This is a genomic window from Neptunicella marina, assembly GCF_014270035.1.
Classification (GTDB): Bacteria; Pseudomonadota; Gammaproteobacteria; order Enterobacterales; family Alteromonadaceae; genus Neptunicella; species Neptunicella marina.
The window spans coordinates 1-24,755 of record NZ_JACNEP010000018.1 but is presented as its reverse complement, the minus strand read 5'-3'; the positions used below and the strand labels follow the sequence as shown (position 1 = coordinate 24,755).

22 protein-coding genes are annotated in these 24,755 nt (G+C 45.6%); 10 read left to right on the top strand and 12 right to left on the bottom strand.

The features are described from left to right. Nucleotides 1-17 precede the first annotated feature (17 nt). The 6 genes from H8B19_RS16240 to H8B19_RS16215 all read right to left on the bottom strand — a co-directional run bounded on the left by H8B19_RS16240 (nt 18) and on the right by H8B19_RS16215 (nt 5,538). A complete protein-coding gene (locus H8B19_RS16240; RefSeq protein WP_186507952.1) occupies nt 18-872 on the bottom strand; it encodes a mechanosensitive ion channel family protein in 855 nt (284 codons plus the stop codon). Nucleotides 873-974: 102 nt separating this feature from the next. Beyond that, complete coding sequence (locus H8B19_RS16235) at nt 975-1,724, bottom strand: SDR family oxidoreductase (RefSeq protein ID WP_186507951.1); 750 nt, start codon at nt 1,722-1,724, stop codon at nt 975-977. A gap of 12 nt (nt 1,725-1,736) precedes the next feature. After that, nucleotides 1,737-2,426 carry a histidine phosphatase family protein gene (locus H8B19_RS16230; protein WP_186507950.1) on the bottom strand — a complete coding sequence of 230 codons (690 nt, stop codon included), beginning with the start codon at nt 2,424-2,426 and terminating at the stop codon, nt 1,737-1,739. 3 nt (nt 2,427-2,429) lie between these two features. Next, on the bottom strand, nt 2,430-3,506 hold the full coding sequence (locus H8B19_RS16225; protein ID WP_186507949.1) for a phosphotransferase family protein: 1,077 nt from the start codon (nt 3,504-3,506) through the stop codon (nt 2,430-2,432). Between the two features lie 8 nt (nt 3,507-3,514). Beyond that, nucleotides 3,515-4,318 (bottom strand): SDR family oxidoreductase, encoded by an 804-nt coding sequence (locus H8B19_RS16220; protein ID WP_186507948.1) that lies wholly within the window; start codon nt 4,316-4,318, stop codon nt 3,515-3,517. Then, on the bottom strand, nt 4,315-5,538 hold the full coding sequence (locus tag H8B19_RS16215) for an acyl-CoA dehydrogenase family protein (protein ID WP_186507947.1): 1,224 nt from the start codon (nt 5,536-5,538) through the stop codon (nt 4,315-4,317). Before H8B19_RS16215 ends, H8B19_RS16220 begins: the two co-directional genes overlap by 4 nt. 98 nt (nt 5,539-5,636) lie before the next feature. Here H8B19_RS16215 and H8B19_RS16210 point away from each other — a divergent pair, with 98 nt between their 5' ends. Next, nucleotides 5,637-6,539 (top strand): LysR family transcriptional regulator, encoded by a 903-nt coding sequence (locus tag H8B19_RS16210; RefSeq protein ID WP_186507946.1) that lies wholly within the window; start codon nt 5,637-5,639, stop codon nt 6,537-6,539. On the opposite strand, the gene H8B19_RS16205 is transcribed toward H8B19_RS16210, so the two are convergent. Continuing rightward, nucleotides 6,532-7,995, bottom strand: coding sequence for a DUF3300 domain-containing protein (locus tag H8B19_RS16205; protein ID WP_186507945.1), 1,464 nt, complete (start codon nt 7,993-7,995; stop codon nt 6,532-6,534). The genes H8B19_RS16210 and H8B19_RS16205 overlap by 8 nt on opposite strands. 240 nt (nt 7,996-8,235) lie before the next feature. Between H8B19_RS16205 and H8B19_RS16200 the strand changes: the two genes are divergently transcribed. From H8B19_RS16200 to H8B19_RS16190, 3 genes are read left to right on the top strand one after another with little or no spacing between them, the layout of a single operon-like run. After that, nucleotides 8,236-9,267, top strand: a complete 1,032-nt coding sequence (locus tag H8B19_RS16200; protein WP_186507944.1) for an efflux RND transporter periplasmic adaptor subunit — start codon at nt 8,236-8,238, stop codon at nt 9,265-9,267. Then, entirely contained in the window at nt 9,260-12,364 is a 3,105-nt protein-coding gene (locus H8B19_RS16195; RefSeq protein WP_186507943.1) for an efflux RND transporter permease subunit, read from the top strand. Before H8B19_RS16200 ends, H8B19_RS16195 begins: the two co-directional genes overlap by 8 nt. Before the next feature lie 4 nt (nt 12,365-12,368). Then, complete coding sequence (locus H8B19_RS16190; protein WP_186507942.1) at nt 12,369-12,752, top strand: hypothetical protein; 384 nt, start codon at nt 12,369-12,371, stop codon at nt 12,750-12,752. Nucleotides 12,753-12,764: 12 nt separating this feature from the next. Here H8B19_RS16190 and H8B19_RS16185 read toward each other — a convergent pair whose 3' ends face one another. After that, entirely contained in the window at nt 12,765-13,799 is a 1,035-nt protein-coding gene (locus H8B19_RS16185) for a galactose-1-epimerase (protein WP_186507941.1), read from the bottom strand. Nucleotides 13,800-13,970: 171 nt separating this feature from the next. Here H8B19_RS16185 and H8B19_RS16180 point away from each other — a divergent pair, with 171 nt between their 5' ends. Next, nucleotides 13,971-14,360: a VOC family protein gene (locus H8B19_RS16180; RefSeq protein WP_186507940.1), complete on the top strand. Its 390-nt coding sequence runs from the start codon at nt 13,971-13,973 to the stop codon at nt 14,358-14,360. Between the two features lie 66 nt (nt 14,361-14,426). Continuing rightward, a complete protein-coding gene (locus H8B19_RS16175; protein WP_186507939.1) occupies nt 14,427-16,178 on the top strand; it encodes a DUF4153 domain-containing protein in 1,752 nt (583 codons plus the stop codon). A 22-nt stretch (nt 16,179-16,200) separates the two neighbouring features. On the opposite strand, the gene H8B19_RS16170 is transcribed toward H8B19_RS16175, so the two are convergent. Then, nucleotides 16,201-16,605, bottom strand: coding sequence for a DUF1801 domain-containing protein (locus H8B19_RS16170; RefSeq protein ID WP_186507938.1), 405 nt, complete (start codon nt 16,603-16,605; stop codon nt 16,201-16,203). 102 nt (nt 16,606-16,707) lie between these two features. Then, a complete protein-coding gene (locus tag H8B19_RS16165) occupies nt 16,708-17,571 on the bottom strand; it encodes an ROK family protein (protein ID WP_186507937.1) in 864 nt (287 codons plus the stop codon). A gap of 187 nt (nt 17,572-17,758) precedes the next feature. Between H8B19_RS16165 and lpxL the strand changes: the two genes are divergently transcribed. Both lpxL and H8B19_RS16155 read left to right on the top strand, forming a co-directional pair. Further along, nucleotides 17,759-18,679: an LpxL/LpxP family Kdo(2)-lipid IV(A) lauroyl/palmitoleoyl acyltransferase gene (gene lpxL / locus H8B19_RS16160; RefSeq protein WP_241737646.1), complete on the top strand. Its 921-nt coding sequence runs from the start codon at nt 17,759-17,761 to the stop codon at nt 18,677-18,679. Nucleotides 18,680-18,695: 16 nt separating this feature from the next. Continuing rightward, nucleotides 18,696-19,301: a toxin co-regulated pilus biosynthesis Q family protein gene (locus H8B19_RS16155; RefSeq protein WP_186507935.1), complete on the top strand. Its 606-nt coding sequence runs from the start codon at nt 18,696-18,698 to the stop codon at nt 19,299-19,301. A 20-nt stretch (nt 19,302-19,321) separates the two neighbouring features. On the opposite strand, the gene glnE is transcribed toward H8B19_RS16155, so the two are convergent. After that, a complete protein-coding gene (gene glnE, locus H8B19_RS16150) occupies nt 19,322-22,159 on the bottom strand; it encodes a bifunctional [glutamate--ammonia ligase]-adenylyl-L-tyrosine phosphorylase/[glutamate--ammonia-ligase] adenylyltransferase (RefSeq protein ID WP_194362747.1) in 2,838 nt (945 codons plus the stop codon). 41 nt (nt 22,160-22,200) lie between these two features. Then, a complete protein-coding gene (locus H8B19_RS16145) occupies nt 22,201-22,512 on the bottom strand; it encodes a GIY-YIG nuclease family protein (protein ID WP_186507934.1) in 312 nt (103 codons plus the stop codon). Nucleotides 22,513-22,640: 128 nt separating this feature from the next. Between H8B19_RS16145 and H8B19_RS16140 the strand changes: the two genes are divergently transcribed. Beyond that, on the top strand, nt 22,641-23,759 hold the full coding sequence (locus tag H8B19_RS16140; RefSeq protein WP_277816420.1) for an S-(hydroxymethyl)glutathione dehydrogenase/class III alcohol dehydrogenase: 1,119 nt from the start codon (nt 22,641-22,643) through the stop codon (nt 23,757-23,759). A 12-nt stretch (nt 23,760-23,771) separates the two neighbouring features. Continuing rightward, nucleotides 23,772-24,620 (top strand): S-formylglutathione hydrolase, encoded by an 849-nt coding sequence (gene fghA, locus H8B19_RS16135; protein ID WP_186507933.1) that lies wholly within the window; start codon nt 23,772-23,774, stop codon nt 24,618-24,620. Nucleotides 24,621-24,755 lie beyond the last annotated feature (135 nt).

The window sequence follows — 24,755 nt, the reverse complement described above, 5'->3', positions numbered from 1 at the left end:
AAAATTTATGTACCTGACTACTCTTTGTAGGCTTCTTCATCAGACTGATTCTGATTTACATGTACTTCCATTTGCGGGAATGGAATAGTAATACCAGCTTCATCAAAACGAAGCTTAACGGTTTCCTGCATATGCCAGAAGAACGGCCAGTAATCGGCAGAATTCACCCACGGACGCACGACAAAATTGACACTGCTATTAGCCAGCTCTGATACTGCAATTATCGGTTTGGGTTCGGGTAATACACGCTCATCCTCAGCGACAACTTTTTCCAGAATTTCTTTGGCTTTACGCAGGTCATCACCATAACTGATACCAAAAACCATATCGACGCGACGAGTAGGTTTCGCTGAATAGTTAATAATGTTTTCACCGTATATTTTACCATTGGGCACAATGACTTCTTTATTGTCAGGAGTACGAATTTGCGTATTAAAAATACTTATTCCCTCAACAATACCTGCGGTGCCACCGGCTTCCACATAGTCTCCCGCTTTAAACGGACGGAATACCAGCAGCATCACCCCAGCCGCAAAATTTTGTAACGACCCCTGCAGTGATAATCCAATCGCCAAACCTGCCGCACCTAATAATGCAACCAGCGAGGTCGTATCCAGCCCTAACTCATTCAGCGCTGCCACCACCACAAACAACATTAATGCAGCATGAGAAATCGCCTGAATAAACGAAATCAGCATGTCATCGTATTTAGCTTTTTTCAGCAACTTACCGATGATTCCGGTAATCACTGTGACCACCATACGACCAACAACAAAAATAACCAGTGCCAGCGCAATATTAATTGCCCATGGGATCAAATAAGTATCAATTAATTGCTCGGCTTGTTTTTGATCAAACATTTGCTCAAACATAAAGAGGGCTCCATGTTATGTGTGTGCTTGCGCTTAAAATTCCTACACCTACATCAATATCAGTGATGTAGGTTAAAAATACCATGGAAATGCAGTGATAATCTAACTCATTTTAGCTAACCAGCTTAGTGGTGCAATCTTCATGATAAATCGCATCAAAGCCCATGGCCAGGCAGGAACAAAAGCCTTGGCAACCTCTTTATCAATCGCTTTAACCATGGCTTTTACCCCCGTTTCAGTGTCTACCATAAAAGGCACTTTTTTTACTTTCTCGTTTATTTCACTGCGAATAAAACCGGGATGTATACAGGTGACTTTGATTGGTGTGCCAATTAAATCAACCTGCATGCCCTCACTTAATGAAGACAGCGCAGCTTTGCTTGCCGCATACACATTCAGTGCACGGCGAAAACCGCGGATCGCGCTAAAAGACGAAATGGTGACTAAATGCCCCTCGTTTTGCTTGCGGAAAATTTCCAGCGCAGCCTCACACTGCGCTAAAGCAGAGACAAAATTGGTGACGGCAGTCTGTTTGTTGGCCTCAAAGTATCCGGTACCAATAGATGCACCTTTTCCCATACCGGCGTTAACAATAATACGATCAAGCTTTCCCAGTGCCTGTTCAAATTCACGAAACACAGTAAAAACCTGTTCATGCTGATTCACATCGAGCGACTTAATCAACACGGTTACGTCCGGATATTGCTGATGAAGTTGATTTTTGAGTTCTTCGAGATTTTCGACCCGTCGCGCGCACAGCGCCAGATTGTGACCTTTTTGAGCAAACTGACGCGCCATTTCACGGCCTAATCCCGAGCTGGCACCAGTAATCAGAATATTTTGACGAAACATACTACTCCCTGCTTATCGGTAACTGATTAAATGTTGAAACTCGCCTTCGAACCAACTGTGTTCATTAAAGGTTGATAACACTGGTCCCTGTTTACTCATTACTACTTTGGTTACGCCACAGTTATTCAACATCCAGTTCACTCTTAAAAACTGCTGATGACTTAACCCAAGTAGTTGTAAACAAATAAAAGCTATCGGCCCACCTGAGGTAAATACCAATACTCTTTTTTTGTCCTTTGCAACGTCCTGCAACTGTAACCAGGCATGTTCCACCCTTTGGGTAAACTGTTGCCAGCTTTCATCATAATCCCGCTCACCATTTATCCAGTGGGATATTGCGTCCGTAAAGTATTGGCGAAATACCTGTTGTGGATTATCAAACTGGGCTAAATGCTGATGGATCGATTTTGGCGTAGCCAGTACTGAATTAAATTGCCCCAAAATATGCTGATGATCATATTCACGCCAGCCAGCGTGCAAAATGGGCTCAAACTTAAGCTGAATAAATTCCTGCATGCAATAATGCATGGTTTGCAGGTGACGTCGCATATCACCGTGCACGACCGCATCAATACTGGAAAAACGTCGCTGTAACTCCTGTCCTAAGCGACAGGCTTGTTTGACTCCGACTTCAGAAAGTTGGTCATAATCATCGGCACCAAATGACGCCTGACCGTGACGAACCAAAAATATGCTTCCCATGACTCACCTTGTCTTACTGGCTTTTATCAGCTTTGCGCAACGCCACATCAGATAGTGTACATAAAGCCAGAAATGTTTAAACGCCGGATTACGCGTTTGTTTGTGGTGATAACGATAGTAGATCTGCTGCGCAATCCCTGCCAGCCGAAACAAGCCATACACTTCATAAAACACAAAATTCTGTGAAGAAAAGCCCATTTGCTGGCAGTAATATTCAATCAGTTCCCGACGAGTAAACATACCGGGAACATGACTGGGTTGCCGACGAGTGGATTGTGCCAAAGGGTCATCGCCCTGTTCCACCCAATATGCCAGCGCACAGCCCAGATCCATTCTGGGGTCGCCCAGGGTTGCCAGCTCCCAGTCGAGCACACCAATAACTGAGGTTGGATTCTCCACATCCAGTACTAAATTATCCAGACGAAAATCATTATGGATAAGACAAATATGTTCATCAGCAGGCATATTGGCGTGTAACCAACGCATGATTTTTTTACCTGATGGCACATTCCAGCTTCGCGCGTTGGTGTAGCGTTGACACCAGCCATCAATTTGCCGCTGAATATAGCCTTCACCTTTTCCCAATTCGGCTAACGGCGAGTCCTCAATTTTAACCTTATGTAGTTCTATTAAGGTATCCAGCGCATTTTTACACAACTGTGCACTTTGCTGTTCACTGAGTTCTAATCCGCGCGGAAAATTTCGACGAGGAATAATACCGGTGAGTTTTTGCATGACATAAAACTCACTGCCTATGACTTCATTGTCTGAGCACAACGCTAATACATCAGGTACTAATGGAAAAAATGGCTTTAATGCCTGCTGCAACTTAAATTCGCGCGCCATATCGTGTGCACCTTTGGCTTTGGTGCCAGCGGGCGCACGCCGCAATATCAGCTCAATCTCCGGGTACTGAAGTAAATAAGTCCAGTTAGATGCCCCTCCTGAATACTGCATCACTTGTGGTTCACCAGATAACGGCAAATCAGGCAATTGAGCATGCAACCAAGGTAGTAACGACGTTAAATTAAGTTGTTCACCTTCCCGGATCTTTCCGGCTTTATCGGCAAGCTGTGTCATAACAATCCTTATTTTTCCATCATGCGTCGAGATTGTTTAAGCATGCGTTTAAAGTACCAGTTTTCAGGCATAAAGCACTTTAACCAATAGGCTAATTTACCAATTTTATCCGGCGTTAATAAAAATCGTCCCTTATCTACCCCATCCAATATGGCATCAGCGACCTGCTGTGCAGTTAACTCTGCGCGATTGAGATATTTTTGAACCTGTTGATGCAACACAGGCTCTGTCGTCTGTAAAGACTCAGCCAGATTGGTTTTAAAAAAGGTCGGACAGACCACCGTCACGCCAATATTATCGCGCGCCAGTTCCAGTTTCATGGTTTCAGAAAAAGCGACCACAGCCGATTTCACCGCATTATAGCTTCCCATACGTGGAATGGGGGTTAATCCGGCTTGCGAAGCAACATTAACAAAATAACCATGGCCTTGTTGTTTGAACGCACCTACAAATTGTTTTGAGCAACGCACCATGCCAAGTAAATTAATATCCAGCACTTTTTGCCATTGTTCTATCGACTCAGACTCCAGTCGCCCGGCGCTGGCAATACCGGCATTATTGACCACCACATCAATCCGTTGCCAGCGCTGCATTATGGCATCAAAGGCATCCTGTAAATCGGCTTCACTGGTAATATCGCATTTCACAAACAGCGCATCCGCACCGGCAGCGATTAGCTCTTGCAGTGTTTGTTCACCACGCTCCAAATTAACGTCACCAATACAAACCGATGCACCTCTGGCAGCCCAGGTTAACGCGAGAGTTTTACCAAGCCCCGATGCGCCGCCTGTGATAAAAACAACCTGACTCATGCTAACTCCCTGTATTTGGCTAACTCCAGTTTTGCCACCATAGCTTTGTGCACTTCATCGGGTCCATCGGCCAGACGTAATGCACGTGCCATTGCCATAAAATGCGCAAGTGGGAAATCATCACTCATACCACCGCCACCATGAATCTGAATAGCCATATCCACCACTTTTTCGAGCATGGATGGCACCACCACTTTAATTGCGGAAATTTCGGTCATGGCTTGTTTTACACCAAGGTTATCGATTTTCCATGCGGCGTTCAGGGTTAATAAGCGCGCCTGATCAATTGCCATACGCGCTTCGGCAACACGCTCTAAGTTACCGCCCAGTTTAAGTAATGGTTTACCAAATGCCGTGCGGGATAATCCGCGTTTCATTGCCAGTGCTAAGGCGTGTTCCGCTGCGCCAATGGCGCGCATACAATGATGAATTCGTCCCGGTCCCAAGCGCCCCTGAGCAATTGCAAAACCGTGCCCCGGCCCGCCAATTAAATTCGAAAGTGGCACTTCAACATTATTAAATTCCGCTTCACCATGACCATAGGGCGCATCCAGTTGACCATAAGCCGACAACATACGTTTAATCGAAAAACCGTGGGCATCCAGTGGCACCAGCACCATAGAATGTTGCTGGTGTTTGTCATTTTCAGGATTAGACAGCCCCATAAAAATGCCCACTTTGGCATCGGGATGTCCCAAACCAGTACTCCACCATTTGCGTCCATTCAGAATTAGCTTATCGCCCTGAATATCAATGGTGGCCTGCATATTAGTGGCATCGGATGAGGCCACATCCGGTTCAGTCATAAAAAACACCGAACGAATGTCGCCCGCCAACAACGGCATTAACCATTGTTGTTTTTGCTCGGTAGAACCAAAGTGATACAAAACTTCCATATTGCCGGTATCCGGCGCATTGCAATTGAAAATTTCCGGGGCAATTAAAGAGCGTCCGGTCAGTTCGGCCACAGGCGCATACTCTAAACAACTGAGCCCCTGACCAAGCTTTGCATCAGGTAAAAACAAATTCCACAAACCAGCCTGTTTGGCTTGTTGTTTTAATGCGGTGATCTTCTCAGACACAAACCACTGGCTGAAATCCTCAGTACACTGCTGGTACTCAGATAAAATCTGCTTTTCACAGGGCGCGATATTTTGCTGGATAAATGTCCCGACTGCATTGATGTAATGCCGGGCTTTTTCGGAATGCGCAAAATCCATCGGTAAACTCCGTTGTTTTTTGCCAGCTTAGCCAACTTTATAAATTGAAAGAAATGAATTATTTTACCTGCACAAGTTGAATAATATTCACAATTAAAATGACCATATCGACCAACCTGTATCAACTGGATTTAAATCTGCTTAAAATTTTTGAAGCTTTGTACCGCGAACAAAATATGACGCGAGTGGCGTCATTGCTTCATCTCACGCCATCGGCGGTGAGTCATGCAATTAAACGCTTGCGCAGCAGTTTGAATGACGAATTATTTGTGCGTCGCGGGCAGCGCATGCAACCCACACCCGCCTGTGATGCCATTGCACCAGTACTATTGGATAATCTCGCCAGACTCAGACAAATATTGCAGCAATTTGCACATTTTGAACCGGCAGAAAGTCATCAACAATTCAGGCTGGGCATGCATTTCGCGCAGGAGAGCTTAATTTTACCGCGCTTAATCAAACAGCTGGCGCAGCATGCCCCTAATGTGCATTTGGCATCGGTGCAGTTTGACCGCACTAAGCTGCAACATGAGCTTAGTGCCGGACATCTGGATATGGTGATAGATGTCGCCATGCCAATGCGTGAACCAGTGCTGCATCACAAACTGATCACAGACCAATTAATTGTGGTGAGCAATGCACAATATTTTGCGAGTGGCGTCACGCAACAACAGTATTTAAATGCCAGTCATATTGCGGTATCCAACCGTCCAACCGGCACAGTAATTGAAGACTTTGCGCTGTCACAATTAGGTTTTAATCGCCACATCGCCCACCGTTGTCAGCATTACGCAGCCGCCTGTTCGATAGTGGCGCAAACGGATTATTTACTCACCCTACCCCAACAACTTTTTAGCAACACGGGCTTTGAGCAATTGCAGCAACATGCTGTTCCTATGACACTCAATCAGTTGGATATTCATCTGTACTGGCATCAAAATACCCAACACAATCCAGCCCATATCTGGTTACGTCAGCAAATTACTGAACTCTTTAATTAAGTCGATGAGTCTCTTTCGTCCTGCGCTCCGGACGATTATTACGCTCTCGGCTGCTATCCCGCTGACGTACTGTGTCCCGGGAGCGCGAGGATGAATAATCAGGTTTACGGCTTCGCACGGTGACACTGGGTTTTGACTCAATCTGCGGTTCATAACTCTTAACACGGGTGTCGCGTTTAGGTTGATAAACGGGCGTACGGGTTTTATCCAGCTGCGACCTTTCAACCGGTTTATGACGATATACCGGCTGGTTATTTCGTTGTCCCGCATCAGAGCGAACCTGCCTGATAAGTTCACGATCATCTTGTAATCTCTGATGGACATGACGCTGCTCACGCAATTTTTGCTGCAGTTGCTTTGATTCATTCAGTGACTTTTGTTCTGTGCGCTTCTGTTGCGCACGGTTTTGCACTCCGGCTTGCTTTAACGATTGATGTTCAACTGCCTTCACCCTGTTTTTATCTGTATATCTGTCACTTTTAATTCTCACATGACTATCGCTAACCCGTACCGGAGATGCTTGTTTAACCCGGGTTCGAATTTGGGCCGGCCCGCTAACAGATCGGCTGTGCTGATAACGCACATTGTGACGATGGTGTTTATCATGCTGCCAACGCTGATATTCATTCACACGAACGCGCTTGCGCGTGTCGACCGGCGTATAATGGCGGCGATGTTGGTAATTAACCACTAATCGATGCTGATGCCAGTGGAATCCTCCAAAATAAAAGCCACTGGTAATGACCCATCCCGGACTGTAATAAAACCAGCCTGACCGCACATAATGACTTGGGTAATGCCAGTAAAATGGTGGATAATCGTCCCACCACCAGTTACCGTAAACTACCCGGGTATCATAGTAAGGCACATACACCACTTCCTTTTGCACCGGCTGAATAACAATTTCATCCTTATCTTTGTCAACCTGCAACTGTTGGTTAGATTGCAACGTGCCATTGTTGTAAGCCCTTAAACGCAAATTCTGAACCGTGCTCAACACCTGTTGCTCATTGGCTAAAAAGGCATTACCCAATTCATCCAGCCATTCTAAATCATCGTTTAAACGTTCAATTAAATCGCTAAAAGGCGCCAGAGCCTGCACACTGGGATCCCAGTCTTTATTTTCAACTGCATCCAAAGCTGCCTGCGCGTCTAAATCTTTATGCTGCTGGCGCCAGCGCGCCAGTTGCACCACTTCAAGCGGATAGGTAGACGCCACTAAAATATGTGAAAGTAAGGTATCGGGATACAGCGCTATTGGCGCCAGTAATTGATCGATACGAGCCTGATCTAATGGTTCGGCTTCCACTTGTTCCGTGTCATCCGCCCGCTGAGTCTGCTGGCTGGTTTCCGGCGTTGTCTGAGCCAGTGCGTATTGATTAAATCCGGCTACCAGCAGTACCGCTGAACATAGTGGAGTTAATAACAATCGGGGTAAAAAAGGGTTATTTTTCATCACGACATCCTTTTTAATTGTCCGGAAACAATTCCGGAACATGTGCTGTTTATAGGATGTGGCAACTTAACCATAACTGAATTCAAACTGACGTTTGTAGCTTTAACTCAGGAATAAGACCGCTCATCTTATCCCCAATCTGACTCTGCTGACCCTGAATAAAAAGCAATGTAGACTGCATAAATGTGCAAAAACAAAAGGGCGATTAAGCCCTTTTTTAATACGGGACTGAGGAATTATATGACGCGATTGACACGCGCAATGATAGGGTTGGCTATATTAGGTTTAATGCCGGTAACAAGCACTGTCGCACAGCAAGCGACGCGTCCGGCAAATGTAGTGGTTCAGGCACTGACATTTGAACCGGAACAAACCAATCTGGATGCCGTGGGCACTGCTGAAGGTTTTAAATCCGTCAATATTTACCCGGCAGCGGCAGATAAAGTCACCGCAGTTAATTTTGTTCCCGGACAACATGTAAACAAGGGCGATGTGTTAATTGAACTGGATGCACGTCGCCAGATTGTGGCCGTGCAACGTGCCGAAATAGAATTAAAAGATGCCGAGCGCAGTTTAAAGCGGTTACTCGACAGTCAAAACAACGGTGCAGTCACCCAAAGTGCTATTGATGATGCACGGACCCAACGCGATTTGGCCGAAGTAGCCCTCAAAGCCGCCCAGGCTGATTTGCAGGACAGACATTTACGCGCGCCTTTTAGCGGTATCCTTGGCTTAACCGATGTTGAAGTGGGCGACCGCATTACGTTACAAACACTGGTGACCAGTATAGATTCCCGCCAGAAGCTATACGTCAATTTCAAAGCGCCGGAAACCGCACTTAAACTACTTAAAGATTCCGCCAGCATCAGTCTTGAGCCCTGGACGGAGGTCGGCCGCAAACTGGAAGCACAAATTGCGCAAATTGATTCCCGGGTGGATCAGCAAGACAGAAGTTTGCGTGTACGCGCGCTACTGGACAACAGCGAAGATGAGTTCCGTCCTGGCATGAGCTTCAAAGTTAACCTGACCCTGCTAAGTCAGCCTTACGCAGCCATTCCAGAGGCCGCATTATCCTGGGCTGCGACGGGGGCTTATGTGTGGCTGGCCAAAGACAATAAAGCCTACAAGGTGGATGTGAATATTAAACAACGTTTGCGTGGAAAGATTCTGGTTGAAGGCAACTTGCAACCGGGTAACGCGCTAATTACCGAGGGTATTCAACAATTGCGTCAGGATCAGCCGCTCAGGATTGCAGGTCAGACACATGAGTAATAATCCGACTCCGGCAGCTCAGGTAAATGATCTGCCATCACTATCTATCCGTCGTCCGGTACTGATTGTTGTACTGAATTTACTCATCATGATAGCCGGTATTGCGGCCATCAACGGTTTGGAAGTGCGTGAATTACCCGATGTAGATCGCCCCATGGTAACAGTCACCGCCCACTATCCGGGGGGCTCACCTGAAACTGTAGATACAGAGGTCACCAGTAAGCTGGAAGGTGCAGTTGCACGGGTAAGCGGAGTGAAATCCATACGAGCCCAGAGTGAAGAAGGCAACGCCAGAGTCAGAGTTGAATTTCGTCCCGGTATCAATTTAGAAGATGCGGCCAATGAAACCCGTGAATCAGTCAGCCGCGTACAACGTGAATTACCTGAAGAAGTGGAACGACTGGCAATCATTAAAGCGGATAACGATGCACAATCCGTGGTTAGTCTGGCCATTTCCAGCGACAAACTGGATATGGAATCCTTAACACAAAAAGTAGAAGTGGATTTGTCGCCACTGTTTTTAAGTATACCCGGCGTAGCCGATGTCAGGCTCAATGGCGAACGTGAACGCGTTTTAAGGGTTACTCTTGACCCATTGCGCTTAACCAGCTTTGGGTTGTCTGTTACCGACGTCGCCAGTGTATTGAAACAAGCCCCTTTTGATGTACCTGCTGGTAGTCTGCGCTCGACCGACCAACAATTAATAGTGCGTGCCGATGCCACCTCGATTACGGCCGAACAGGTCAAAGATATTGTTATCAAAGGCAATACCCGCATTGGAGATGTGGCCAGCGTCTATTTTGGCCCCGCAGACTCACAAAGCATGGTACGACTGGATGGCATCCCGGTAATTGGCGTAGGTGTAATCCGTCAGGCGCAATCTAATACGATCGAAATATCCGATGAAGTGTTAAAAATGGTCAAACGTCTTGAGCAACGTTTCCCTGAACTTAATATCACCGTCACTTCTGATGATGCCGAGTTCATCCGCGGCTCCGTAGACGAAGTGGTTAACTCTCTGTTTTTGACCGTACTCCTTGTGGTCGTGACTCTGTGGGTATTTATTGGCTCATGGCGAGCCACGATTATTCCGGCATTATCGATACCTGTCTCACTAATTGGCTCACTGGCAATCATGTGGATGATGGGATTTTCCATCAATATTTTAACCTTGCTGGCACTGGTACTGGCGACCGGGTTAATCGTCGATGACGCAATTGTGGTGTCGGAAAATATTCAACGCCGTCGCAGCATGGGACTGGGCGCAAGAGCTGCAGCAGTGATTGGCTCACGCGAGGTCTTTTTTGCCGTAGTGGCGACTACGGCAGTATTGGCTGCGGTATTTATCCCGATCGCTTTTTTGCCTTCCACTGCCGGACGATTATTCCGTGAATTTGGTGGCATATTGGCAGGCTCGGTGATTATTTCATCCTTTGTTGCCCTATCGCTTGTACCTGCCCTCACCGCACGTCTGCCAATCAAAAATGGTGGTAAACACCTGTTTGGTAAAATTGGCTATGCATGTTTATCTGTCTATGACACAAGCCTGAAATGGGCCCTTAAATTTGGCTGGCTGGTATTAGGTTTAAGTTTGTTAGCATCAGCCGGGGCGGCGTTGCTTTACACACAGATTGATAATGAACTATTGCCGTCAGAAGATCGTGGCAATATTCGTATTTTTGCCCGTGGTCCTGATGGCGTGGGTATAAACTTTATGGATCGTCAGGCCATAAAAATGGAAGAAATTCTGCTGCCTTATGTTGACGGTGGCGACGTTAAATCGATTTACACCGTAGTCGGTCAGTGGGATCCGAATATTGTATTTATAACCGTGCCCTTAAATAACTGGGCTGATCGTGAACGCTCGCAGCAGGACATTATTGACGAAATTCGTCCCAAACTGGGGGCAATTCCCGGTGCACCCGGTCGTGCGTTTGGCTCCAATAGTTTGAACCTGCGTGGTCAGGGTGGCGGTATGGAGTTCGCCCTAACCGGTGAAAACTACAAAAAAATCTATGCCGCAGCTTTAGCGCTCAGCGAACAGATACGTGATAAATATCCGCAAATGGGTGCGCCGGAAATATCCTATCAACCGACTCAGCCACAGCTACGGGTAAATATTGATCGTCGAATGGCCGAGCAGTTGGGCGTTCCGTTAAGCGATATTTCCAGCACCTTACGCGCTGTGATTAATGGTGATGATCTGGTCGATTTAAATGTGGGCGATCAGGCTATCCCCATTATTTTGCAATCAGCGCATCGCAACAACACCAATCCTTCAGATTTAACTAATTTGTATGTTAAATCCCGTGATGGCTCGCTGGTGCCATTATCCAGTTTAGCCACCGTCACTGAGGAAGGTGTTGCAGCAGAGCTTGAGCGCCAGGCACAGCGACGCGCCATAGAAGTTAGTGTTGAGCTTCCCGAAGATATGCCAATAAATCAGGCGGTTGAGGCCATTCGTGATCTGGCACTGGATAATTTACCCGATGGCATTGGGCTGGTGTTTTTGGGCGAGGCGCAAACATTTGAAGAAACCTCCAGACAAGTCATGCTCACATATGTTCTGGCGTTTGTCATTGTATTACTGGTACTGGCAGCACAATTTGAAAGTGTCAACAGTGCTGTCGTTGTTATGATTACCGTGCCTTTTGGTATCGCTGCCGCTATTTTCGCGCTTTACCTGACCGGCACCTCCATCAATATTTACTCACAAATCGGTCTGGTCATGTTAATTGGCCTGATTGCCAAAAATTCTATTTTGTTAGTAGAGTTTGCAGACCAATTGCGCGATCAGGGACTGAGCGTGTACGATGCAGTGATAAAAGCAGGACATGTACGCTTGCGCCCAATCGCTATGACATTAATTTCAACTGTACTCGGTGGTTTACCCCTCATTTTATCCACTGGGGCAGGTGCAGAAGCACGTAATGCCATAGGTTGGGTGGTGTTTGGCGGACTGGGGATTGCAGTTGTGTTCACCCTGTATTTAACCCCGGTCCTGTATTTAGGACTGGCTCGATTTACCAAACCCCGTGCAGATGAAAGTCAGCGACTGGAAAAAGAGTTACAAGAAGCAGAAATAAAGGACAATTAAACCAATGATAGTCACCGCCGGATTTGCCATATTGCTGCTGTTTTTTAGTGGGTTAATACTGCGTAATCCGGTTGGATTTGGGCAAAGGCTGGCATCCTACAGTTTGAACAACGTGTTTTATACTGCCCAAATCGCCCTGACCTTTATCCTTGGAAATTTACTGGTGATGCACGCCGGACATCATGACTGGCGTGTATTTTGGTTATTTTGTGGTTATAGCCTGATTGCCAAATCCATTGTGATAGCCTGCCTGGGGAAAAATGTTCAGCATAAACTCATTGAGCGCTTAACCGTTCAATACAGCAAATGGCTGCAGTTAGTCTCTGCAGCCACCCTGCTTTTAGCCTTGTTTTTATTATACACTTGCGCTATTCATCAGCCCGTTTAATGCCTGCTGGTATTAATCCACAACGGTAGAAAAACGGAATTCCAATTGATGGTGATATTGTTGTCCCGGTTGTAAAATTGCATCAGGGAATTGAGGCTGGTTAGGTGCATCAGGAAACGATTGAGGTTCCAAACAAAAACCACTATAAGGCTCGAATCGCCCGGTTAGATAATTTCCGCTATAAAACTGCACGCCGGGCTGATTGGAATACAGTTCCATTTTACGACCCGTTTTTGGCTCATAAACACTGGCGATGGGGACACTTAAATCGGCACACTCATCATCCACCACCAGGTTATGATCAAAACCATGCGCTTCCATTTGTAGCGGGTGTTGCTGATTTAAACCTTTTTGTATTGATTTCTTCCGGCAAAAATCAAATGCAGTATCCTGACTGGGGATGATCTCACCGGTCGGAATTCCATCAGCATCAGTAGCCACCACGGCATAGGTATTAAGTCGCAACTGGTGTTCACCAATCACACCTTCATCCGCAAGATTAAAATAGGGATGCAAAGTAAAACTAACCGGGCATGCTTTATTACAAACTGCGGTCATTTCAACCTGCAAACAATTATCATCGGTTAAGCGATAAATCACTTTTGTGTTAAGCGAGCCGGGGTAACCTTCTTCACCATCGGGGCTGGTGCGGGTAAATTCCAATACCTCAGCATTTTGTTCTGTTCGATGTATTACCTGCCAGATACGACGATGAAATCCGTATTGCCCGCCATGCAAATGATGTGGTGCCTGATTAGCCGTTAACGCATAGGATTGACCGTCAAGGTCAAAACGGGCATTGGCAATGCGGTTGGCAAAACGTCCGACTAATACCCCCATATAAAACGGGTCATGCAAATAGCCTGCTAAATCATCATACCCCAATACAATATTACTGATTTTTCCGTTTTTATCCGGTGTAGTGATATGAGTGATAATACCGCCGAGATTCAGGATATTGAATCCCATCCCCTGTTTATTAGTAAGCTGATACTGATAAACCTTTTGCCCTTCAAACTCACCATATTGCTGTTGTATAAATCCCACAAAATCTCACTTTTCGTTTACTTAATCGTAAAATAATACCACCGCCCATTAAGTGCATGTAATGCAAAATTACGACACCAGATTATGAAATTTATTTCATATCACATGCACGAGACTTGTTTCCCCCAGGCAGATTCCATAAGCTGAACAAAAAACACGCAGGATAGCAAAATGCAGAGAGTAACAGGTATTGGCGGTATATTTTTCAAAGCGCAGGATCCAAAGGCTCTGCGCGAGTGGTACCAGGCACATTTAGGTATTGATATTCAGGACTGGGGAGGTGCGGTATTAAATGCCAGTAAAGCCGCAACGAATTCAAATCCCCGGGACAACAGTATTATCTGGAATATTTCTGCCGCTGATAACGATTATTATGCGCCAAGCCAGTCACCCTTTATGCTCAATTACCGGGTGGCAGATTTGCAGACCTTACTCCAATTATTGCGTGAGGAAGGATGTAATGTGCTGGATAAAACCGACGAGTCCGACTTTGGCAAGTTTGCCTGGGTTATCGATCCAGAGGGCAATAAAATAGAATTGTGGCAGCCCCCGGCCGGTTAAGGCTCACAACCCCAAAAACATAAAAAAACAAATTAACAAGCGATTGTTTTTAAAACGGATTTATTTATGATGGATAAAAAATCATCATGGATGAATCTCATGATTAATCACACTAAACCTGCCAACAAATTAATTCTGCTGATTGCATTATTGCAAGGATTAGGACTTTACCTGCTGCATGATTCAGTCGAACTGCAATACTGGCCTGCGGGTGAAGACCAGTGGCTATATATGTTTTACAGCGTATTGCTCACTGTACCAACCTTATTACTGCTGGGTCTGGAAGATAGCAACAACCGTCTTTTGTTTAAAATCACAGGTGGCTTTGGCTTAGTTATCGCCTTGCTCGCATACTACATGGGATCACAAACCACTGATCTGTATATCATGCAATCAGGCGTTATTTTATTTTCATGTATTCCCACTTTTGGCATTGCCTGTTTAAAAACCCACATATACAGCCAGTGTTACATTCATCAGGGAAAACTCGATTACAGCGAACTGTTTCGCCAATCGTGGCGCAGCGTTTGCACACTGGCTTTATCTTTATTTTTTACCCTGTTGGTATGGGGAATATTAATGTTATGGGCAGCGTTGTTTAACGCGATTGATATTAAGTTCTTCCGGGAGTTATTCACCAAAAGCTGGTTTTTATATCCCACATTAGCCTTAGCTAACGGTATAGGCATAGTGCTTTTCCGTCGATTTGCCAGCGTGATTGATACCATAGTCGGCTTGCTACAAGTACTGCTTAAATTTGTACTGATATTACTGGCAGTGGTGACTTTATTATTTTTATGTACCCTGCCCTTTTCTGGTCTTACCCCGTTATGGAAATCCGGCGGTAGCAATCTCATTTTAGGTATGCAGCTGTTACTGTTGTTTTTTGTCAATGCGGTTTATCAGGATGGAATTGGCAAAGCCCCCTACTCTGGCTGGTTACATCGTCTGGTATCGCTCAGCTTATTAAGTATGCCGCTGTACAGCTGCATTAGTTTTTACGGCCTTTATTCGCGGGTAGCGCAATACGGCTTTACTGTAGACCGTTGCTGGGGTTGGATGTTGTGGTTTGTATTGACCATATTTAGCGTGAGCTATGCGCTGGTCGTGATTAGGCAATTTCAGCATTGGCTGCCGCCTTTTACCCGTTTAAATATCAAATTAGGCCTGGTGGTGCTGGGCTTAGCCTTATTAGTAAATTCACCGTTACTGGATTTTCGTAAGATCACCGTTGCAAGTCAGTTAGCGCGCCTTAGCAGCCATCAAATACAAATTGAGGATTTTGATTTTGCTTATTTCACCCGGCAACTGGGTAAACCCGGTGCAGAGGCTCTTGAACAACTCATCCATGACTATAAAGAACAGTACCCACAAATTCAGGTGCGTATTGATGGTTTAAACTTCCACAAAAACAAACAGGACTTAACAGCGCAAAGTATTAAGGAAGCGATTACTATCATTACTGGTAGTATTCCTGAAGACCTCTATGAAGCCTTTGGCAAATTTGCCAACAGCAATAAATGGGCAATGAGCCGTATCAAACAACAATATGCTGTTCAAATCGACATGGATGGCGATTCGCAGGCTGATTATTTATATATCTGGTTACGTGATAATTATGCCACGGTTACCTTGTTTTATAAGCAGGATAATCAATGGCAGCATACCTCCGCCGGAAGCATTAAACTGGATGAGCAACAGCCCCAACAATGGGATGAGATCCTCGGTGCCCTTAAACAACAGCAGTTTCAGTTACGCCCTAAACGCTGGCAAACCTTAAACATTAACCAACAAACGCTTGTTCCAAGTGAGATCTGACATGGTTTGACTTTAAACTGAATCAGGCGCCGAGTAACGGCAGGTTTCGGCGCTGCTTATATTCAAGCGCTAAGGTTAAGCAGTGGGCAATAATACTTTCAGGTAGAGGTTGCATGAGAGGCAGTTCAATGGCTCGATTTCCCTGAAAGGTAAGTTCTTTGCTGTATAACGTACGGAATGTTTCAACCAGCTTCGTTTGGCAGTGGAAATATAAATAAAGGTAGTCAGGGTGCTCTGCTTTCCAGTCCATGCGCACCGGGCTGCCATTTTTAACCCGGTAACTTGGTTCCATCCATTTGAGTTCTTCGGTGACCTTGCCGGCATTTAACTCCGCCGCTAACTCAAATATCAGCGAACGAAGCGCCAGCATATGCGGTTTTATATGCCCGGGGTAAGCATCAAATTTAGCTTTAATGTCAGCATCCATGTTATTGCGCTCCTTAAAGACTTTAGCGTTTTCAAAGCTAGGGTGCGTGCTTCTAAATAAAAAAGAGCGGTGCCGCTCCCTTTTTTCTTAATAAACCTGACATTACATCGCTAGCGCAAGTGCACCATATAAACCTGAAATGCCACCTAATTGTGGTGCAACAATCACCTCATTAAGCGGTGTTGAGGTGGTTAAATACCCCGCCAGAGAGGCATTAGTTTTTGCAACCACTTTATCCAGTAACCCGGGTTTAGCCATTACCCCACCGCCTAATACAATTTTGTTAGGGCTTAAGGTCATCAGCAGGTTATGGCACATATGTGCTAATGCATCAGTAGCAACCTCCCAGGCCTGATGCTCATCGCTCAGCGTTTCACCCGGTGCATCCCAAATTTTGGCGATGGAACTGCCTGAAGCCAGACCTTCAACACAATTATCATGAAACGGACAAGCACACTTAACATTGTGTTTGTCAGGTACCAAAATATGTCCTATTTCGGGATGCACTAACCCATGTAAAGGTTTGCCATTGATGACAACACCACCGCCCACACCTGTACCTACCGTGATATAAATAGCCACATCGACGCCTTGTGCTGCGCCCCACAAATATTCAGCTAATGCTGCGCCATTCACGTCAGTATCAATAATCACATCAACACCCAGCGCTTGCATAAGTTGTTGGCGGATCGGCGTGTTCGACCAGTCAGGTTTAGGCGTTGCAGTAATGTTGCCAAAAGTGCTGGAAGCGGTTTCTAAATCCAACGGACCAAAACAGGCTAAACCCAGTTTGCTAAACGCATATTGGCCTTGCTGTTGCTTAAAAAACGCAATGGTCGCGCCAATGGTTTCCTGTGGCGTTGTCGTGGGAATACGTGTTTCTGCCACGATATTTTTGTCACCATCCATAATGGCACAGTTAAATTTGGTACCACCGGCTTCAATTACTGCAAAGTATGTTGTCATCGCCTCACACCTGAATAAAAAATCTATTTTTACATCTCAAAGAATATGGCTTGAGTGTACCAAACAAACCCAAACCACCGAGCAAAAATTCACGATTGAAACACATGCTCGAATGAGTGGATTAATCTTTAGAAATAATAACCCCTTTCGGTATAATAACCGCTGTTTATTCCTTCAGGATATTACCTTGCACGTCGTAAAACCCGCTTTTCAACTGTCGTTTCTTTCCCCAAAATACTGGCCAACCTGGATTGCCGTAGGCATTTTATACAGCATTTCGTGGCTGCCATGGCGCATTCAACTCGCCATGGGACGCATGTTAGGCCGATTATTGGGTAAAGTGGTGAAAAGTCGCGCCAGGGTTGCAAAGCGCAATATTGAGTTGTGCTTCCCCGAGATGCCAAAAGAGCAGCAACACACCTTATTTATTCAATCATTAGAATCCGCCGGTATCGCCCTTTTTGAGTCCGGTATGGGCTGGTGGTGGCCAAACTGGCGCATTCGCCGGCTAACCCGCGTTGAGGGCTATGAACACATCGAGGCCATTATTAAAAAAGGCAAAGGGGTAATGGGGCTTGCCATTCACAATATGAACCTTGAGGTTAATTGCCGGGCTATTGGCTTAATACATCCTTCAGTGGTGTTTTATCGCCGCCATAACAATCCCTTAATGGAATATTTCCAATACCATGGCCGCGCCCGCTCGAATAAACTGATGATCCACAAAAAAGGGGTGAGTGAAATGATCAAATCCCTCAACCATCAGGAATTATGTTTATACCTGCCAGATCAGGACTATGGGCCACGCCGCAGTGAATTTGTGCCTTTTTTTGCGGTCAAACAAACAGCAACCACAACGGGTACCTTGTTATTTATGCAAAATGCCAATTGTGAATCGGTATTTTTATTACCATTGAGAACCCGCGACGGATATGTCATAAAGGTTCTACCCGGTCTGGATAACCTTCCTTCTGGTGATGACAAACAGGATGTAACAAGGATAAATCAGCAAATTGAATCTATGATTCTGGAAGCGCCTGAACAGTACCTATGGATGCACAAAAGGTTTAAAACCCGTCCGAAAGAGGACAGTAACTCGCTGTATTGAGTGATAAGGCAGTCAGATGAGCTCGAACAATCTAACATTTTGGTTAAAACACCTGAGTCTGGCGGTAGTGTTAATTGCTGTAACTATCGTGGTGTTAATGTTTGTCGATTTCAGTGAAATTACGAGCTCTTCCGGCAGTTCCGGCAGTCGGGATCCGGCTCAGAACATGAGCCGTGTTTATGCACAGCATCGCATGTCCTCAATTTCCCCGATAAAAGAAGAAAGAGGCGATTTTGTACTGGATGTCAATATACCTGATGAGGATCTAAATGAACGGTTGGTGCAGATGGAAAGCCTGCAAAAACCGGTATCAGGGCGCTGGGTAGGTGAAAATAAAATGCGAACGTTTAAAGCAGGCAGTACATTACGCGAATCTATCACCGACTTTGCACAGCGTGAGGGTATGCAGGTAATCTGGGAATTAGATCAGGATTTTATCATCAAAAATCATTTTCAGATGGAAAACACCATAGTGGGTTCTTTACGAAAAATCGGCGGAGCCGTTGACGCTAATTTTGGCGGTATTGTTGAAACTTATTTTTGTCCCAAACAACGCACCTTAGTGGTTACCGACAAACAATCGGAATACCTGCAAAATAACTGCGCACGGGCCAGAGATTAGCAACGGTTGTTCAGCACACTTTAACTGACGTTAAAACAAGCTTGCCAAATTGCTATAACCTGCTGCCTTATTGATTCATATTCCCCTGAATTATCCAGTACCGGGGCATTTCTTAGCGCCAAATGGTGTCCTAAATTACGATAGGTTAAATAAGCTTCGGTAAGAATTTCGCCAGTTTCTTTATCCATTAATCCCTGATTAACCAACTCAGACAATATACGCACATTATCCGGCCAGTTTAATAGCTGTGGGTATGTGGCACTGTGTGCTAACACCATGAATTGCACTATAAATTCAATATCGGCGATGCCGCCACTATCCTGTTTTAAGTCGAATTGTTCACTGTTACCTTTGCTTAAATGGTTACGCATTTTTTCACGCATATCCATTACCTGTTGTGCCAGCTGTGTTTTATCCCGGGGCTGACTCAATACATCACAACGAATATGTTGTAACTGTTTAGCCAGCTCCGGCTCAGCGACAATGATACGGCTACGCACCAAAGCCTGATGTTCCCATGTCCAGGCTTCCTGCCGCTGATACTGCTTAAAACCATCAATATGGCACACCAGCATACCGGCGTTACCGGACGGGCGCAGACGTAAATCCACCTCATATAACTCTCCCGATGCCGTTTTAGTCGCAAACAAATGCATAATGCGCTGTGCCAGACGGATATAAAACTGACGTGACTCGATTGATTTTTGACCGTCAGTCGGCTCATTGCCGGGGCAATTATGCACAAACACCAAATCCAGATCCGAGCCGTAACCCAGTTCAATCCCGCCCAGTTTGCCATAACCCAGTACGGCAAAATTGCGTTGTTGCATCGAAGCGCCCTGCGGCAAACCATGTTTTTGCACCATTTGTTCCCAGGCCAGTGACACGGTTTGTTTAATTATGGCTTCGGCCAGATAAGTTAAGTGGTCGCTCACTTTCATCACCGGTAAGACACCGGTAACATCGGCAGCGGCAATTTTTAATTGCTGCGATAATTTAAACTGCCGCAAAACTTCCATTTGCAGTTCCAGATCATCTGGGGAGACCCGCAATAAATACTGCCTGAGCTCGGCATCATATCCATCCAGCGGTGTTGGCTGGTAAAGACTTTGAGGATTTAACAACTCATCCAGTAATAACGGGAAGCGCGCAATTTGCTGGGCTATCCAGCCACTGGCATCACATAAACGAATTAACTGTGTCAACGCGCCCGGATTTTCCACTAACAGTTCCAGATAGGCCGTACGACGGCTAATAGATTTGAGTACGTCAAATAACCGTAATAACAACTCGGTATGACTCGGCGCCTGCCAGTGCAACGCAATGTGCAACGCAATTGGCATCAGTTTATCCAAAGATTCCCTGCCTCGTTTGCCGATTGGCCGTGTTTGCATGTCCTGGCGAAAATCCGCGAAATGCGGCCAGAATTGATTAAAATCCTGCGCCTCAACAAACTCTGATAACACCTCTCTGGCTTCGTCCTGTTCCAGTGTTAACAGCCATAAATCATCCAGTTCCTGCCATTGCTGCTGTTGTGTCTCATTTTCCTGTCCTATCAGTAACCGGAACTGCTGAGTCACTTGCTGCATTTTGTGTTGCAAAACTTGCTCAAAAGCTGCGTAGTTTTCGCAGCCCATAACAAACGCCAATCGTTGTTGGTTAAGCTCGCTATCTGGTAACTGCTGAGTTTGCGCATCATCAAATTGCTGCAAGCATTGTTCGACTTTACGCAAATACAAATAACAGTCGCGTAACTGAGCTACATCCTCGCCGGGTAATATTTGTTGTTGCAGCAAAACATCAAGCGTAATTAGCAAGGACTGCTGCTGTAAATCAGCAATACGTCCACCCCGAATAAGCTGCAAACTTTGCACAATAAATTCGATTTCGCGAATGCCGCCCTGCCCCAGCTTTATATTGCCGACTAATCCGCGACGACGTACTTCCTGACTGATCAGCCCTTTCATTTTGCGCAAGGATTCTATCGCGCCAAAATCAATGTAACGCCGGTAAACAAAAGGTTTAAGGATTTGCTGCAATTCTTTGTAATAGGCATTATCCGGGTTTAATACCCGGCCTTTAACCATGGCATAACGTTCCCAGTCACGTCCCTGATCCTGATAATAATCTTCCAGTGCGGCAAAGTGACTGACTAACGCCCCACTCTCACCATAAGGTCGTAGACGCATATCAACTCTAAAAACCTGACCATCGACGGTTGACTGATTAAGCGCATTAATTAATTTTTGTGCCAGACGAATAAAAAATTGCTGGTGTTCAATCGTTTTACGCCCGTTATCAATTTCACCTACCTCTGGATACATAAAAATTAAATCGATATCCGAAGAAAAATTAAGTTCACCGCCACCTAACTTACCCATGCCCATAATAAACATAGGCTGTGCGCCAAACTCTCCCTGCGGCACACCATAAATTGCAGTTTGTTTGGCATACAGCCAGTTATAAGCGCCAACAATCAGGGCATCCGCCAATATAGAAACCTGTTTGATTGAATGCGAAATGTCCTGCAGATTTAACAGATCACGCCAGGCAATATGCACCATATAATGGCGACGAAAATATCGTAGTGCCTGCAACAACTGCGGCTCACTCTCCACCCCGGTTAAACGCTTTTGCAGCATAGCCGTATAATCAATCTCGCTTTGTTGCACTAATCCATTTACCAGTAAATCCTGCACAATGTGAATATCCCGCAATAAGCTATCCGCAACAAAATCACTAAGTGCGCAGACCTGCTTAATCTCATCCTGATACTCAGCCAGCCAGTGATGCTCTGAATATTTGTCTTGTAGTTGCTGCCAATATTTATGTGCGGATTGTGCGAGAGTTGGATGCAAAATGCGGTTCCTTGTACGTCATGTTGATACTGCTGACTGAATTAAAACAGCTTAAGTTCAAAATCGGCTGTAATGCCCTGCTGGCCCAGTTCAATCAATTTAAGCTTATGGTTTTTATTTAATTTTTTTACTGCCAATTCCAGCTTACTTGCCTGACTGCGGTTACCGGCATTGACACACAATCTTTGTCGCAATGGTCCCTTTCCCTTCAACGCTTTGGCTGCCTTTGCCCCACTTTGACTGTGTTCTTCAAAACGTCGTTTAGGATCTGTGGTTATGCCGGTATAAAGCTGCCCCAGGCGATTTTCAATCATATATAAATACCACATACCGGCCAGTTTCTTTTTACTCATTATGTTTAACGATTTGTGTTACGAGTTTATCTCAAGTCCGGAGCAAATCTAAACCTTATGTGACGTAGCCAAGCGCTCTTTATCCATGGTTTAATATAAACAGATTCACCAGACGCAAGGATTATAAAATGCAAACCATGAAAACCCGTGCAGCTGTAGCCTGGAAAGCCGGCGAGCCTCTTAGCATTGAAGAAGTCGATTTACAGTTACCTCAAAAAGGTGAAGTACTGGTCAAAATCACCGCAACCGGCGTCTGCCATACCGATGCATTTACTCTATCAGGTGAAGATCCTGAAGGTATTTTTCCGGCCATTTTAGGCCATGAAGGTGCAGGTGTGGTCATGCAGGTGGGTGAAGGTGTTACCAGTGTCGAAGTGGGTGATCACGTCATTCCGCTATATACGCCAGAGTGTGGTGAATGCAAGTTTTGTAAATCAGGCAAAACCAATTTATGTCAGGCGATTCGTACCACACAAGGTAAGGGTCTGATGCCAGACGGTACCTCGCGTTTCAGTAAGGACGGACAGCCTATTTATCACTATATGGGCACCTCTACTTTTGCTGAACACACAGTGCTCCCGGAAATTGCCCTGGCCAAAATTCCCAAAGAGGCGCCCCTGGACAAAGTCTGTCTGCTGGGGTGTGGCGTTACTACCGGAATGGGTGCAGTTACCAATGCCGCCAAAGTAAAGGAAGGCGACACGGTGGCCGTATTTGGATTAGGTGGCATTGGTTTATCGGTATTAATCGGTGCCAAAATGGCCAAAGCAGGTCGTATCATTGCGATTGATATCAATGAAGATAAATTCGGTATCGCCAGGCAATTAGGGGCCACCGATGTGGTCAACCCGAAAGATTTTGATAAACCGATACAGGACGTCATTGTTGAGATGACAGATGGTGGTGTGGATTATTCCTTCGAATGTATCGGTAACGTCAATGTTATGCGCTCAGCGCTGGAATGCTGTCATAAAGGCTGGGGCGAATCAGTTATTATAGGTGTGGCAGGGGCCGGTCAGGAAATTTCAACCCGCCCATTCCAGTTAGTCACCGGCCGGGTTTGGCGCGGCACTGCTTTTGGTGGCGTAAAAGGACGTAGTCAGTTACCAGATTATGTACAACGTTATATGGACGGTGAATTTGAGCTGGATACCTTTATTACCCATACCATGCCACTTGAAGACATTAATAAAGCCTTTGATCTGATGCATGAAGGTCAGTCCATTCGATCAGTCGTGCACTTTTAAGCGGAGTTTAATGTGAGTCAAATCGAAAAAATCAGCGGTGTAAAAGTATTTGGTGGCTGGCAGAATCAATATCAGCATGAATCCAGTAGTTTGAATTGCAGTATGAAATTTTCCGTTTACCTGCCCCCGGCCTACGAGCAACAACAGCCTGTTGGTGTCCTCTACTGGTTGTCGGGATTAACCTGTACTGACGAGAACTTTGTCACTAAAGCCGGCGCACAGCGCATTGCTTCCGAGCTCGGTATTATACTGGTGATTCCAGATACCAGTCCGCGAGGTGACGAAGTACCCAATGATGACGCCTATGATTTGGGACAGGGTGCAGGCTTTTATCTCAACGCAACGCAGCCCCCCTGGGACAAGCATTACCATATGTATGATTACATAGTGAATGAGCTACCGTCACTGATTAAAACCAACTTTAACGTACGTGATAAAGCCGCCATTGCCGGTCATTCAATGGGCGGTCACGGCGCGCTGGTGATAGGGTTAGCGAATCAAATGCATTACACATCAGTATCGGCGTTTGCCCCCATTGTGAATCCTTGTGAATGTGACTGGGGCAAAAAAGCCTTTTCACATTACCTGGGTGATGACCAGTCTGCCTGGCAGCAATACGATGCCTGTCATTTAATGCAGCAACAGCAAGGGATACTAACAATCCCGATGCTGGTAGATCAGGGATTAGCCGATAATTTTTATGAATCACAAAAATTAACCAAGCCGCTGGAAGAGATGTGTAAACAAGTAGGTTACCCTGCCCAGTTTGCCTATCATGAAGGCTATGATCACAGTTACTTTTTTATTAGTAGCTTTATTGAGCAGCACCTGCGTTTTCACCACAGATATTTAACTGCGTAAACCAGATTAATTAAGCTGACCCGTCCTAAGATAGGTTGACAGTTTTTAGGCCAGCTCAAGTAGCTGGCCTTTTCTATTATGCACCTGATTAGGTGTTTGCATATCTAAACTCAGGTGCGGCCTCATTTCATTGTA

Excerpts from the sequence above, each read along its gene's own strand:
- H8B19_RS16240 (WP_186507952.1), bottom strand. The coding sequence starts at position 872 with ATGTTTGAGCAAATGTTTGATCAAAAACAAGCCGAGCAATTAATTGAT.
- H8B19_RS16235 (WP_186507951.1), bottom strand. The coding sequence starts at position 1,724 with ATGTTTCGTCAAAATATTCTGATTACTGGTGCCAGCTCGGGATTAGGC.
- H8B19_RS16230 (WP_186507950.1), bottom strand. The coding sequence starts at position 2,426 with ATGGGAAGCATATTTTTGGTTCGTCACGGTCAGGCGTCATTTGGTGCC.
- H8B19_RS16225 (WP_186507949.1), bottom strand. The coding sequence starts at position 3,506 with ATGACACAGCTTGCCGATAAAGCCGGAAAGATCCGGGAAGGTGAACAA.
- H8B19_RS16220 (WP_186507948.1), bottom strand. The coding sequence starts at position 4,318 with ATGAGTCAGGTTGTTTTTATCACAGGCGGCGCATCGGGGCTTGGTAAA.
- H8B19_RS16215 (WP_186507947.1), bottom strand. The coding sequence starts at position 5,538 with ATGGATTTTGCGCATTCCGAAAAAGCCCGGCATTACATCAATGCAGTC.
- H8B19_RS16210 (WP_186507946.1), top strand. The coding sequence starts at position 5,637 with ATGACCATATCGACCAACCTGTATCAACTGGATTTAAATCTGCTTAAA.
- H8B19_RS16205 (WP_186507945.1), bottom strand. The coding sequence starts at position 7,995 with ATGAAAAATAACCCTTTTTTACCCCGATTGTTATTAACTCCACTATGT.
- H8B19_RS16200 (WP_186507944.1), top strand. The coding sequence starts at position 8,236 with ATGACGCGATTGACACGCGCAATGATAGGGTTGGCTATATTAGGTTTA.
- H8B19_RS16195 (WP_186507943.1), top strand. The coding sequence starts at position 9,260 with ATGAGTAATAATCCGACTCCGGCAGCTCAGGTAAATGATCTGCCATCA.
- H8B19_RS16190 (WP_186507942.1), top strand. The coding sequence starts at position 12,369 with ATGATAGTCACCGCCGGATTTGCCATATTGCTGCTGTTTTTTAGTGGG.
- H8B19_RS16180 (WP_186507940.1), top strand. The coding sequence starts at position 13,971 with ATGCAGAGAGTAACAGGTATTGGCGGTATATTTTTCAAAGCGCAGGAT.
- H8B19_RS16175 (WP_186507939.1), top strand. The coding sequence starts at position 14,427 with ATGATGGATAAAAAATCATCATGGATGAATCTCATGATTAATCACACT.
- H8B19_RS16170 (WP_186507938.1), bottom strand. The coding sequence starts at position 16,605 with ATGGATGCTGACATTAAAGCTAAATTTGATGCTTACCCCGGGCATATA.
- H8B19_RS16165 (WP_186507937.1), bottom strand. The coding sequence starts at position 17,571 with ATGACAACATACTTTGCAGTAATTGAAGCCGGTGGTACCAAATTTAAC.
- H8B19_RS16155 (WP_186507935.1), top strand. The coding sequence starts at position 18,696 with ATGAGCTCGAACAATCTAACATTTTGGTTAAAACACCTGAGTCTGGCG.
- H8B19_RS16145 (WP_186507934.1), bottom strand. The coding sequence starts at position 22,512 with ATGAGTAAAAAGAAACTGGCCGGTATGTGGTATTTATATATGATTGAA.
- H8B19_RS16140 (WP_277816420.1), top strand. The coding sequence starts at position 22,641 with ATGCAAACCATGAAAACCCGTGCAGCTGTAGCCTGGAAAGCCGGCGAG.